The following is a 13,134-nucleotide window of genomic DNA, read 5'->3' on the forward strand; positions in this document are numbered from 1 at the left end:
GGAATCACATTGTTCGGCGGTGTAGCGAGCAAAGGAACGGTGTCGGTTGCGCGACGGAAGGGTGGAGGTTCGCCCGTCGCCGCCACCAAGATCGTCCCGGTGTGCTGGGCTGCGGGGGTCGGCCTGATGAAGGGAGAGACGCGGTGGCGGTGCGACGTCGTGATCTGCTGATCGGCTTCGCGGGGGCGGGCGGATTCGCTCTCGCCGGGTGTGCGCGGGAGCAGGAACCGCCACCACCACCCAAGCCCGCCGTCATTCGGTTCGACCCACCACCGGATTCACACGGGGTCGGCGCGCGCACGCCGGGCCGGGTCACGGTCACCGACGGGACGCTGCGGTCGGTCGAATGGATCGACGAGACGGGCAGACCCTTGCCGGGTATCCCGGCGCCCGACAATCGCGGCTGGATCAGCTCCGAGCCGCTCGGCTACGGCCACACCTACACCGTGAAAGCCGTGGCGCACGGCGAAACCGGTGAGGTCGTCGCGACGGCGGTGTGCTCCACAGTGTGGGCCGAACGGCTCCTGGATGTCTCACTGCGCTCGGGCAATCTGGTCGAGCTGGCCGAAAACGACACGTACGGAGTCGGTTTCGTACTGGTCGCACGATTCGACGAGCCCGTCGACCGGATGGCGGTGGAACCCCATCTGAAGGTCACCACCGAACCGGCCGTCACCGGAGCCTGGTACTGGCTCGACGATCAGAACGCACACTGGCGCCCCGAGCGCTACCACGCGCCCGGCACGCGCATCACCGTCGCGGCCGAACTCTTCGGCGCCGACCTAGGCGGCGGCGTGTTCGGCCTGCGCGATCAACACGTCTCGGTGGTCATCGGTCCCACCCATGTCGCGATCGCCGACGACAACACCAAGCACATCGACGTTTTCGAGAACGGAAACCTGGTGCGCAGCATGCCGACATCCATGGGCATGGGCGGCACCGCGGTCGTCGGCCGCAATGTCCTGTCCTTCTGGACCCGTCCCGGCGTCTACACCGTCCTGGACCGCCGCCACCCGGTCACCATGGACTCCTCCAGCTACGGCCTGCCGGTCGCTTCTCGCCTCGGCTATCGCACCGTCATCGACCATGCCGTCCGCATCAGCCACGACGGCATTTTCGTCCACGCCCTGGCGGAAAGCATTTGGGCCCAGGGCAATACGAATGTCTCCCACGGTTGCCTCAACCTCTCCCCCGACGATGCCGCCTGGTTCTACGACTTCGTCATCCCCGGCGATATCGTCGAGGTCCGCAATACCGGCGGCGACCCCCTCGACATCTGGCAGAACGGGGATTGGACCATGCCCTGGTCCGATTGGCTGCGCGGCGGCGCGGCCATCTGAGTGTCAGTCGCCGGTGTCCTCGTCGAGGTCCACCTCGACCTTGTCGCGGTCGGCCCATTCCAGGAGCGGTTCGAGGTCGAAGACGGCCTCGTCGATACCGGCGTGCAGATCGCCGAGTTCGGCATAGCGGCCGGGGACGGTGGTCATGGTGAAGTCGCGGGGGTGCAGGTCGGGGATCTCATCCCAGCGGACCGGGGTGGAGACCGTCGCCCCGGGGACGCCCCGCACCGAATAGGCCGCGGCGATGGTGTGGTCCCGGGCGTTCTGGTTGTAGTCCACGAACAGCTGCTTCGGATCGCGGTCACGCCGCCACCAGGCCGTGGTGACATCGTCGGGGGCGCGGCGCTCGACCTCCCGCGCGAAGGCGAGGGCGGCGCGGCGGACTTCCTGGAAGCCGAAGCGCGGCGTCGTGCGCACGTAGATGTGTAATCCCTTGCCGCCGGAGGTCTTCGGCCAGCCGACCGCTCCCAGTTCGTCGAGCACCTCGTGCACGACACCGGCCACCCGCTGCACGCGCGACCACGGGCAGTCCGGCATGGGGTCCAGATCGATGCGCCATTCGTCGGGCAGTTCGGTGTCGAAGCGGCGGGAGTTCCAGGGGTGGAACTCCACGGTCGACATCTGCACCGCCCAGATGACATCGGCGAGCTTCTCGACACAGAGTTCGTCGGCGGTGCGGCCGTAGCGCGGGAAATACAGCTCCACGGTGGGAATCCAGTCCGGTGCGCCGCCAGGCAGCCGTTTCTGATGCACCTTGCCGCCGGGTAGCCCTTTGGGAAACCGGTGCAGCATGCACGGCCGGTCCCGCAGTGCGTTGACGATCCCGTCGCCCACGCTCAGGTAGTACTGCACCAGGTCGAATTTGGTCGCCCCGGTCTCGGGGAAATACACCCGATCCGGATTGGATACGCGCACCGTGTGCTCACCGACCGTCAATTCCACGGCCGGTGAGGCCGACTTACTGGCCACCCGTCCGACCATAACGGCAATCCGGGCGATTCCGCGCTACAACTCGCTCAGTCCTGCTCGGGACCGAGGGAGATACCGCGGCTGGCCAGCCAGGGCAGCGGGTCGATCTGCTGTTTGCCGTCGAGCCAGACCTCGAAGTGGCAGTGCGGGCCGGTGGAGAAGCCGCGGTTGCCGACGGTGGCGATCTGGTCCCCGGCCAGGACGCGCTGGCCGACGGTGACGGTGGTGGTGTCCACATGGCCGTAGACGGTGATGGTGCCGTCGTCGTGCAGCAGGCGCACCCACATGCCGAAGCCGGAGGCCGGGCCCGCGCTGATCACCGTGCCGTCCTCGACGGCCTCGATGGGGGTGCCGATCGGGGCGGCCACATCCACGCCGTAATGCGTTACGCCCCAGCGGGCCCCGAAGCCCTAGGTGAAGACGCCCTCCGCGAACTTCGCGAACAGCGGGCGCAGACCCGCCGAGGCGCGCGCCTCGTCGTCGGCGGCGAAGTGCTGTCCATTGCGCAGCAGGTTCTGGATCACCTCGGGATCGTCCAGCGGTGCGGCGCTGAGAATCTCGGGGAAATGCGCGTCGGTGCCCGCCAGACCGGCCTGCTGCGCGGCATTCTGCGGATCCGCCAGCAGCATGCCCTGCACCTCGACCGCTTCGTGGACGGACATCTCCTGCATGCCCGCCTGCACGGCCGCCACCGCCGCGCCCATGGCCACCGCCACCATCACGGCCCGGCCCTTCAAAGCGTCGATGGCCGAGGGCTTTCGATGCCTGCCCCGTCGCCGCTCACCCTGCCCGACTCGCCCCGACACCCCGTGCACATCCCCGGAAGCACTGCCCCGCAATAGAATCCAACCCTCCAACCGACGCTGCTCCGGCGGGTGCCACCCACAGCGCACACCGCCCATCCAGCTCGGCCGCACCTCGCCCTGACTCGGGTGCGAGACCCTACCACCCGAACCTGTGAGCCCGAATCTGCTGCGCCGTCGCTGAATCCGGGCCGGTGCGCCCGGAGCGCACCGAAGAAATCGTGATAGCCCCCTCGACAGATATCTTGCCTTTTCTCCGTTTGGTGATAGTTTTTCTCTATGGTCGATTCGACCGAAAACTCTCTGTGCATCGAGGGAGATGCCGTGTCCAGGGCTGTGAAGGTTACCGCCGCACGGGTTTGCGGGGGAATTCTGGGGATTATCTTGTGTCTGCTCGGGGTGAGCCCCGCGCACGCCGCGGACCCACCCGGTCCGGCCGTGGTCGACGGCCGCGCGTATTTCGCGCTGGGCGGCTGGAACTGCTCCATCGATGCGGGCGGTACGGTGGGCTGCGATCTCGTGGTTCCGGCGGCTTCCATGAATGTGTTGATTGCCGGAATGCAGGTGCCCATGCCGCACGTGCCCGCCATCGTCATCGATTCGGCCACCTGGCCCGCGCATCCCCAGTGGAGCTCCAATGGCAGCCATACATTGCCGGGCGGAAATCCGGTGCTGCCGCGCATCACTGCCGTGAACTACCACGATCCCCAATATTCGGTCACCCATGCCGGGGCGACCTGTCAAATCACCTTCAAAGGCATACCCGTGTGCACCTCGATGGGGCACGGGTTCAGCCAATGGGGACCAGAGCCGTTCGGCTACTGATCCCCATGAATCAACTGACTACCGGTACCAGACGCCGGAATCCCAAGCGCCGTAGTTCCATACGTTGAAATCGTATCGACTATGCGCGCCCGCGAAGAAGTAGCCCCACCAACCAGCGTTGGTGTCGCAGATCTGGTCGTCGTGGTTGCACACGGTCAGCACCGGGAAACCGCCGAACCAGTCGTCGACGCCGGCCAGTGGATAACCGATGAGGTGATTTCCCGGAGTGGCCGACAAACCGGCCCCGCCGGGCCCCGGTGCCCGCTTGGGATCGGACAGCAGAATGGCATTGGCATTGCCGACATCCTGATGGCCGGTGACCCAGGCGTGAACGAGGGCGGCGCCCTCGCTGTGCCCGATCAACCTGATGTGGTCGTCGGGGCATTGATCGCGATGCGACCAGAACAGCCGGTTGATTTCGTTCAACCCCGACATCGGATCGGCGGAGTTGTAACCGACAGGCTGATTCACGAAGGCGGAGAACACCGAGGAGGTGTTGTCGCCCAGACCGCCGATGCCGATGGCCCAGTCGCCCGTACAGGGATCGGCCTGGGCCCGAGGGCTCGTCGCGTAAGAGATGGAAAGGAGGAGGGCCAGCATTACTGCGGCGAAGAGCGCCGTTGCTCTACGCATGGTCGTGACTTTCTTCATTTGTGGTGACTCCCGGGTCCGGACCGGCTTGCGCACCATGTACCCAGAAATTGCTGGCGTTCTTGTTTCCTGCCGAAACAGTTACATCGGCCTCGAATTCGTAGGCCGTACCGTAGTGCTTCGGATTCCCGAGCCGATCAGGAATCGAGAAGCGCTCCCCGGCGCCTCCCGACTAGCGTTTCCGTATGCGTCCCCGACCGGAACAAACCGCTGGCGGACAGATTGCTCGCCCCGCGAAGGAGGATTCGATGAACTGGAACGCCGTGACCCGGAAGTCGCATCGATGGCTGGCGATCGTATTCACCGCGACCGTCGTCCTCACCGTCTTCGGGCTGGCACTGAGCGGCCCGGAGTGGCTGGCCTACGTCCCCCTGTTCCCGCTCGCCCTGCTCTTCTTCTCCGGGCTGTACATGCTCGTGCGGTTCTATGCGGCGCGGCGGCGCGGCGGCGCGGCGCGGCCACGGGAACCAGCAAGATCCGGCGCACCCATCGCTGGTCGGCCATCGTCTTCATCGTCACCGTCCTGGTCACCTTCGTCGCGCTGTCGCTGCCGGAACCGATCGTGTGGGTGTCCTACCTACCGCTGCTGCCCCTCGCGGCACTGTTGGGAACCGGTCTGTACATGTTCGTGCGCTGGGCCCGGAAGTCGCAGGTCACCGCGTAAATCCGCGCCAAAGTCAAGTAGTCCGCTACTCGTGCTCGCGACCCTCGCGCGGCCATACGGTCATCTCGTCCTATCGGAGTCGGGGAAACGCGACGGGAGAGTCCGATGGCGCGCGTGCATACGGTGGTCGCCGGTGACACCTTCCGGGGAATCGCGCAGCGGTTCTATGGCGACGGTACGAAATTCGCGCTCATCGCGGCGGCCAACGGGATAGCGAACACTAATCTGATCCATCCGGGCCAGATCTTGCAGATTCCGGATCTGCCGGGGCCCACGCCCGTGCCGACGCCGGAGCCCACTCCCCCGCCACCCGAGACTATCGAGTTCAGGCTCTTGCGACCGGCCGATCTGGTCGACTTGCGGTGCGAGGCAATCGGTTTCCGGTTCGCCCCGGCGCCGCAGCCGGGCGTGGTGACCCATGTGGTGGTCGAGGGCGATACGCTCTGGGACCTCGCGGTGCGTTTCTACAATGACGGCACCAAGTTCGCCTTGATCGCGGCGGCCAACCACATCGCCGATCCCAACCTCATCTTCCCGGGCCAGGTGCTCGTCATTCCCGATGTCCCGGCTCCCGCCCCGGATGTCACTCACCTTGTGGTGGAAGGCGATACGCTCTGGGATCTCGCGGCGCAGTTCTACGGCGACCCGACGTTGTTCACGCTCATCGCGGCCGCCAACCATCTCGCCGACCCGAATCTCATCTTCCCCGGGCAGGTGCTGATCATTCCGGCGGTCCGCCCGCCGGACCCGCCGGTCGAGCGGCCGCGGTTGGTCGCGGTCACCGAGGACGCGCACATCATCGTCCGCTTCGGCAGCCAGAACCTGCTGGAGCAGCGATTCAAGGTCGCGCCGAACGCACCGGCACAAGTGCACGATTCGCGTGTGGTCTTCGCCGTCGCGAAGGGCACCGAGTTCGACTACTCGATCGCCGGTGTCCTCACCGCGCTCGGCGCCTTCCCGCTCCGCGTGTCGAAGCTGGCGCTGCCCGCCCGGGAGGACGGTGTCGCGGTACCCGCCGATGCGCCGGACAAGCCCGCACCGCCGGAGGCGAACCAGACGGCCATCGAGGCGCCGTTCCGATTGATCGTGTCGCCGAGCCCACGCGGCGGATTCACCCACACCGGGACCGTGTCCGCGGCCCCGGGCGATCCCGCCCGGACCGAGTTGTGGACCACCCGGCTCGGCGTGCGCAAGGTGGTCGACGGGAAGTTCACCGAGGTCGACGAGCGGGACGACAACCAGCGCATAGTGCGCGCCCTGTGGACCCGGGACGACGACACCGGGACTGCCGCAACGGCTTTCACAGGGTCGCTGACCCCGATGCAGCGCCGGGGGATCGTGCGCCAGACCGCGGACCGACGGGTGCGCGACGCCGCGGGCAAACCGATCGATCCGCTGCCGCTCGGTGTGCGGCGGCTGTATTTGAGCGCGGTCGGCGCGTGGGTGGACTGGCGTGCGAGGTGGGATGCGGAGTCGTATCCGGAGGCCGCGGACACCACGACCCTCGAGGCGTACCGCCATCTGGCGCCGATGGGCCGCGACGCCTATGTCCGCGTGGAGACTCCGGCGTTCCTGTTCCCCTTCGGTCACCGAGTCACCCTGGTGAATGTCACCGAACGGCGCATCGCCGTCGGCGACGATCCGGTGGCCTTCCTGAAGGAGCGGACGTTCATCGTGGTGCGCGAGCGCACCAGAACCTACCGCGACACCCAGGGCAAGGTACTGCACGCGCTGCCGTTCGAGACCGTGTCCATCGATCCGCCCGTCACCCCCGACCTCGATTTCATCGATGTCGACACCGCCGCCCCGGCGCTTCCGGCAATCAGGGGCAAGGAATACCTCTGGAAGGTGACCGGTATCGATCACGCCGGTCAGCCGGTCGAGATGCTCGCTCCGTTGATCCTGGTCACCAAGAAGGCCGCGGCGAAACCGACGGCCATGCAGGACATCCGGGCCGTGTGGCGGAAGGAATTGCAGCAGATCCCGCTGAACGACGCCGAGGTCGCGATGGCGCCGCCGACGGCCAAGGGCGATACCACCTTCAAGGTGAACGCCCTCGATCTGGACGGCGCACACGAAACCCCGAAACTCACCAGCACACCGGCGATGGCGCGAGCGTACATCGCGATACCTGCCCTGAACGCCATCAATGGCGGCAGGGAACCGGTCGAGGTGTCCTACGAAACCGACTACAAGACCAAGAGTTTCCAGCACCGGGCCGAGGTCTTTCTCACTCTGGCGGATCGGCAGAAACTCGACTTCGCCAAAGGCAGCGATCAGGGCGGTGGTTTCATCGAGCCGAGCGTCGGCGTCGCGGCGTTGTCGCGGTCGATGGGCGCCATCGGGGATTCCGACGTGGCACCCGGGAGTGCGCTCAGTCAGGGCACATTCGATCCGACGGCCTTCCTGGCGGGAGCCCTGCCCAAGCTGTTCGGGCTGTTCGATCTGGTCGACATCATCGCCAAGGGCACGGGTTTCGACCAAGCGCCGAATCTGATCGCCGAACAACTCGGCATGATCGATTCTCTCGCCGCGGAATTCGCCCGATTGGTGGCCGTGCTCGACAAGGCGAGCACCGATCTCGGCGGTGATATCGCGAACGCCGCCAATGCCGCGGCCGGGCAGCGGCTGCAAGCCCTCCGGGGGAAGGTCGACACCGCCCGCACCACGCTGACGGGCGCGGCGACCAACCTCCAGGCCGCACTAGCCAATGTGCTCGCCGGGCAGGCCCAGGGCGCGGCGACCGAGGCATCGGAGTTCGCCGGGAAGCTCGCGAGTATCGACGCGGTCGTCTCGGATCCGATCCTGCCCGCCGCCGTCCGCGGCGCGCTGGAGAAGCCCGCGGCGGCGTTGCGCACCATCTCGGACCTGGCACAGGGCGCGAAACTGCTTGCCGCGCTGCAAGCGCCGACCTTGTCGGACGTCATGCGCTTCGAATGGCAGCCCGAGATCAAGGATTGGCCCGAGCCGGGACCCGCCATCTTCAAGCCGGACAAGAACGGCCTCACCATCGCGGTCGAGGTCCGCACCACCGACCGCGACAAACCGCAGGTCGATGTCAGCGCACAGTTGCGAGCCTTCGAACTGGTCCTCATGCCGGGCGCGGAGCTCATGTCGATGCGGTTCGGCCGCTTGGGTTTCCGGGTGAGCACCGGCCGCAAACCGGAGATCGACGTCGTCTTCGACAAGCTCGAATTCCTCGGCCCGCTCACCTTCATCGAGAAGATCCGCCAGCTGATCCCGTTCGACGGTTTCGCCGACCCGCCCTATGTGGACATCTCCACCGAGGGCGTCACCGCCGGGTTCGATCTGGCGCTGCCGAGCGTGGCCGTCGGCGTCTTCAGCCTGGAGAACATCTCCCTCGCCGCCGACTGCCGCATCCCGTTCCTCGGTGAGGCCGTGACGGTGGGATTCGGCTTCTGCAGCAAGGAATCTCCGTTCCGGCTGACGGTCATGTGCATCGGTGGCGGCGGCTGGGTGGCATTGCGGTTGAGCCCGGCCAAGATGGTCGTGCTCGAGATGGGCCTGGAGGCGTGCGCGAGCCTGAACGTCGATCTCGGCGTCGCTTCCGGCTCGGTCTCCGTCTCCATCGGGGTCTATCTGCGGCTCGAGGACAAGAAGGGTCAGCTGACCGGCTACTTCCGCATTCGCGGCGAAGTGGATGTGCTGGGCCTGATCTCGGCGTCAATCACCCTCGAACTGTCGCTCACCTATCAGTTCGACACCGGCAAGCTGGTCGGCCGCGCGAGCCTCACCGTCGAGGTCGAGGTGCTGTTCTTCTCCGCTTCGGTGGAGATCACCTGTGAACGTCAACTGGCCGGATCCAAGGGCGATCCAGCAATGCTCGACATCATGCCGCCGCACGCGGGCGGGCAGTCGATGTGGAACTCGTACTTCGACTCGTTCGCGATTGGAGCCTGATATGGCCGCCTCGGTGCAATTGATGACCACGGTGCTGCCGCACTCGGTGGATCCCAATGCCGATTTTCATGTGTCCCTGTTCTTCACTCACCGGCTCACGCCGGGCGCGACCGGCACCCTGGCCGATGTGACGGCCATGGCGAACTGGGTGAGCACTCTGAAGAACGCTCAGATCACCCTGCTCACCGATGCCGGGCCGATCGCGTGCACGCCCGTGCTCGCGCCGCTCAGCGAATCGGCTTGGCAGACAGCGTTTCCGGGCACGACCCCGGTCCGGGGTTTTCCCGCGCCCAAGACGTCCGAGGCGCCGTGGAAGAGCTACCCGGCCAACCGGCTGCCTGAACACGCACTGGCCGCGCACTATTCGTCGGCCTTCTCCTCACCGGTGACCCGGCCCGGCGTGGCCGGGAACCGGCTGGCGCAGGGCGTGCTGAAGCTGTTGCGCGAGGAGGTGGTCGGCGGCGGGCATTCGCCCAAGCTGCGCGAGACCTTCGCCCTGCTCGACTCGTATGCCCGCAATCAACGGCGGCGTCGCGCCGGATTCGACGACGCCGCCGTCACGAATGCCGGTGGCGCGGTCGAATTCGAGCTGCCGCCCCCGCGACCGAACTGAACGGCGATCCGACCTCTTTCGCGCCCGGCACGCTGCGCTCGTCGGGATTCTCGCTGGCGCACATCGATCGCCCGGACGAACTGCGAGCCCGGGTCGAGGCCGCGGAGCAACTGACCCCGCTGGTCGCGAACGGACAGGTCCCGATTGCCGAGCGCCCGCGGTTCAGTTTCGACTCGCTCGCTCGCGGCTACCGCGTGGAGGTCTGGGACGACGCCACCCATGGCTGGCACAGCCTGCATCGGCGGCGCGTGGACGCGGATTTCCGCGGCGCGCCGCTGCTTTCGGACGCCCCGGACACGGGCTACCTCCAGAACACGCCGATGAGCCGGGCGCCGGGCAATCCGGCCAACCCGTACTACGTGCACGAGGTCATCGCGGGCTGGGACGGCTGGAGTCTGGCCGCGCCACGGCCCGGCCTCCGCATCGTCCACGACAGCGGTCAGGGCGCAACCGGTGACGGTCAGAACAGCGATCCCGGTTCCGAGATGGTCACCGATGTCGCGGAACGTCCGAAGCCCGCGGACGACGGGATCGGCATCCACAGCGTCGCCGCCCCGCACACCCTGCCCGCCCTGCGGTACGGCCGTCGGTACGCGTTCCGGATCGTGGGGGTCGACCTGGCGGGCAATAGCGTCGAGCACAGCATGACCACCCGGTCCATTGCCGCGGGCGATCCCGCGGCGGCCACCGCGAGCGCCCATATCGCGGCCCTGCGCGCCGCCGCCGACGCCCGCGACGCCGCCGGACTGCTGGAGCTCCAACGCGGCGAGGCCCAGGCGAAGCCGCCCGCGAACGACCGGATCGCCGAGGTCGAGAATGCAGTGTCGGCCATCGAGGCCAAGGCCGCCCGGCTGACCACCCGGCCGCAGCTGGATATCGATCCGGCACAGTTCGCGGGCCTGTACACCGCCGAATCGGCGGACCCGAACACCGTGACCACCCCGCGGCTGTTCCTGCGCTGGGAGGCCGTACTGCCGCCCGCGGTGGTGCCGCGCCATCCCTACACCGCATGGTGATTCGCGACAATGTCGATGGCTCGGTGACCTCGCAGCGCCATCTCGTGCCGCCCAAGTCCACCCAGCTCGACGCCGAGCTGGACGGGCGTTTCGACGCGCTCATGTCCTCCGCGGATCTCGACGACCGCCGCCGCGGTTACGCCATCGCGCTGAAGGAACGCGGCAGCCTGTTCGACATCCGCATTCAGCACCTCGACGATCCGGCGGGAACCGTTGCACAGCCCGGTGTTTCACTGCACGCGTCGCCGGGCGCGGATCCGGCCGCCTTCGTGACGCTGGAGCAACTCCAGGCCGATCCGGAATTGCAGCCCGCCGAAGGCCAGTACGTCGTACACGATGTCGACGACCTGGTGGTGCCGTATCTGCCGGACTCCATGGCCGACGGCATCGCCCTGGTCTTCTACCGGGCGGGCGCGGGCCATCACCTGCGCACCGCGCAGATCCTGCAATCGGTCGTGATTCCCTTTGCGGGACACTGGCCCGGGGTCGAACCGCTGCGCCTAGTGGTGCATGGCGCACCGGCGCTGCGCGCGAAGCAACACGGGAATATCATCGATGTCGGCATCCCGCCCGGCGAGCAGATCGCCGTCGCGGTCTCCACGACGCTCGACAAGGAGCATCTGGATCGCCTGGGGCTGTGGCGATTCCACGCCGTGCACGATCCGAATGTCGCCGAGTCCGACCGCCGTCTGCTCGAGCAGGCCGCGCTCGACGGGTGGCTGTGGTGGCTGACGCCGAGTATCGATCTGCGTCTGGTGCACGCCACCGTCCGGCCCGCCATCCCGCCCGCCATCACCGCATTGACCTCGCCCGGCCGCCAACAGGGCGTCGTCACCGCCGAACTCGTCGGCACCCTCGATATCCACGGCGACAGCACCGAACGCGCCGAGTTGCGCGCGACCTGGTCCGACATTCTGGACGACGACAGCACCGACGAGGCCGAACCCGTGCCGCATCGCGAGATCGTCGCCACCTTCGCTGTCGGACAGGACGAGAAGGAATCACTCGTCACCACCCGGGGCACTCCCCCGGCGGGCGCCCGCCCGCCCGGTGTGCCGGTGCGCCCGATCGTGCACGCCCTGCCCGACACCAAATACCGCAAGGTCGACTACCGGCTGCACGGCACCTCCCGATATCGCGAGTTCTTCGACGCCGCCGACCTGCCCGCGCCCGATGACGAGGCCTCGGCCGGAAACACCTGGCAGGTCACGCATTTGAACTCCGCACCGCCGCTGCCGCCGAGCGCACGCGATGTCATCCCACTGTTCCTCTGGGAGGAGGACAGCGAACCGGAGCATCCCTTCGCGAGGCGGGGCACCCGCCGCAGCGGCGTCCGTATTTGGCTCGACCGGCCCTGGTTCTCCAGCGGCGACGGGGAATTGCTCGCCGTGGTGGTCGGGGCCGTGGATTTCCCGGTTCCGCCCGGCGCCAACCCTGCCGACCCCACGGATACCCCCACCACTGAGGCCATCAGCCTGTGGGGCCGCGACCCCGCCTTCATTACGCAGGTCCTGCGCAATGCCACCGACCTGCAAGTGGTCCCGGCCTGGCAGCAACGCGCCCTGCAACTGACCCTGGATCCGAAACAGCGCCCCGGACGCCCGGTGTCCTACGTCCAGTTCGAGTCCAAGCGCGGTGCGTATCTCTACAAGCCCGAGTACCACCGGGGACGCAAACGCTGGTTCGTCGATGTCGTCTTCGACGCCGCCGACACAGCGTGGCCGTTCGTCCGGCTGACTCTGGCTCGCTACCAGCCGAATTCGGTCGCGGGCTGCTTCATCTCCCCGACGGTCTCCACCGACTTCGTGCAGCTGCTCCCGGAGCGTATCGCCACGCTGAGCCGTCCCGAGGCGGGCCAGGTCCGGGTGACCGTCTCCGGAGCCACCGCGTTCACGAACCTCCCCGGCATCTTCGACGCCCCGAATCCGCCGCCGCAACCGGTGGATCCGGTCGCCTTCGTCACCTGGGCGCTGCCCACCAGCCGCCGCATGATCGCGACCTTGCAAGCCAAGGATCCCGGATCGGACAGCGATCTCGCCTGGACCATGCTCGAACAGGCGCACTGCACCATCGAGGGCGTGCGCGCGGTCGTGGATCCCGGCAATTCACGCATTACCGAGTTGGCCGCCAGCTGGAGTGGCGTGCTGCAACTCGATCCGGCTCATCCGCTCCAGACACCGGGCACCACACCCGAACTCCGCGTCCTGGTCGAGGAATTCGAGATCCTGCCCACCGATCCGGAGCCCGGCGCCCAGGGCAAGGCCACCATCTCGCGCCTCGTCTACGCCGACCATCTGTACCTGTGATTCGACCTACCTGACATCAGAGGATG

Annotated in this window: 9 protein-coding genes and 1 pseudogene; 7 read left to right on the plus strand and 3 right to left on the minus strand. The window is 67.3% G+C overall.

Features of this window, described 5'->3' with window-relative positions; genetic code table 11:
- The first annotated feature begins 143 nt into the window (after positions 1-143).
- The gene (locus NC4_RS19230) at positions 144-1,340 is read left to right on the plus strand and encodes a L,D-transpeptidase (RefSeq protein WP_067540219.1); all 1,197 of its coding nucleotides are present in this window, start codon (positions 144-146) and stop codon (positions 1,338-1,340) included.
- Positions 1,341-1,343: 3 nt separating this feature from the next.
- On the opposite strand, the gene ligD is transcribed toward NC4_RS19230, so the two are convergent.
- Together ligD and NC4_RS39155 are read right to left on the minus strand one after the other, a co-directional pair.
- A complete protein-coding gene (gene ligD / locus NC4_RS19235; protein ID WP_245721791.1) occupies positions 1,344-2,309 on the minus strand; it encodes a non-homologous end-joining DNA ligase in 966 nt (321 codons plus the stop codon).
- Between the two features lie 47 nt (positions 2,310-2,356).
- Positions 2,357-3,085 (minus strand): annotated as a pseudogene (locus tag NC4_RS39155) (M23 family metallopeptidase); the annotation flags it as partial.
- A 351-nt stretch (positions 3,086-3,436) separates the two neighbouring features.
- Between NC4_RS39155 and NC4_RS19250 the strand changes: the two are divergent.
- Entirely contained in the window at positions 3,437-3,937 is a 501-nt protein-coding gene (locus NC4_RS19250) for a hypothetical protein (protein ID WP_157554888.1), read from the plus strand.
- An 18-nt stretch (positions 3,938-3,955) separates the two neighbouring features.
- Here the strand turns inward: NC4_RS19250 and NC4_RS19255 are convergent, their stop codons facing one another.
- Entirely contained in the window at positions 3,956-4,627 is a 672-nt protein-coding gene (locus tag NC4_RS19255; RefSeq protein WP_084529393.1) for a cutinase family protein, read from the minus strand.
- Positions 4,628-4,940: 313 nt separating this feature from the next.
- On the opposite strand from NC4_RS19255, the gene NC4_RS42850 reads away from it, so the two are divergent.
- The 5 genes from NC4_RS42850 (at position 4,941) to NC4_RS19280 (ending at position 13,108) form a co-directional block, all read left to right on the plus strand.
- Positions 4,941-5,252: a hypothetical protein gene (locus tag NC4_RS42850; RefSeq protein WP_245721792.1), complete on the plus strand. Its 312-nt coding sequence runs from the start codon at positions 4,941-4,943 to the stop codon at positions 5,250-5,252.
- Between the two features lie 105 nt (positions 5,253-5,357).
- On the plus strand, positions 5,358-9,173 hold the full coding sequence (locus tag NC4_RS19265) for a LysM peptidoglycan-binding domain-containing protein (protein ID WP_067540234.1): 3,816 nt from the start codon (positions 5,358-5,360) through the stop codon (positions 9,171-9,173).
- A gap of 1 nt (position 9,174) precedes the next feature.
- On the plus strand, positions 9,175-9,786 hold the full coding sequence (locus NC4_RS19270) for a hypothetical protein (RefSeq protein ID WP_067540237.1): 612 nt from the start codon (positions 9,175-9,177) through the stop codon (positions 9,784-9,786).
- A gap of 194 nt (positions 9,787-9,980) precedes the next feature.
- Positions 9,981-10,802, plus strand: coding sequence for a hypothetical protein (locus NC4_RS19275; RefSeq protein ID WP_067540240.1), 822 nt, complete (start codon positions 9,981-9,983; stop codon positions 10,800-10,802).
- The gene (locus NC4_RS19280) at positions 10,796-13,108 is read left to right on the plus strand and encodes a hypothetical protein (RefSeq protein ID WP_157554890.1); all 2,313 of its coding nucleotides are present in this window, start codon (positions 10,796-10,798) and stop codon (positions 13,106-13,108) included. The genes NC4_RS19275 and NC4_RS19280 overlap by 7 nt, the downstream gene beginning before the upstream one ends.
- Positions 13,109-13,134: the final 26 nt, after the last annotated feature.

The organism is Nocardia crassostreae (assembly GCF_001613405.1).
In the GTDB taxonomy this organism is placed as follows: Bacteria; Actinomycetota; Actinomycetes; order Mycobacteriales; family Mycobacteriaceae; genus Nocardia; species Nocardia crassostreae.

What these genes read in the sequence shown, in the direction of transcription:
- NC4_RS19255 (WP_084529393.1), bottom strand. Translation starts at nt 4,627, where the DNA reads ATGGTGCGCAAGCCGGTCCGGACCCGGGAGTCACCACAAATGAAGAAA.
- NC4_RS19265 (WP_067540234.1), top strand. Translation starts at nt 5,358, where the DNA reads ATGGCGCGCGTGCATACGGTGGTCGCCGGTGACACCTTCCGGGGAATC.
- NC4_RS19270 (WP_067540237.1), top strand. Translation starts at nt 9,175, where the DNA reads ATGGCCGCCTCGGTGCAATTGATGACCACGGTGCTGCCGCACTCGGTG.
- NC4_RS19280 (WP_157554890.1), top strand. Translation starts at nt 10,796, where the DNA reads ATGGTGATTCGCGACAATGTCGATGGCTCGGTGACCTCGCAGCGCCAT.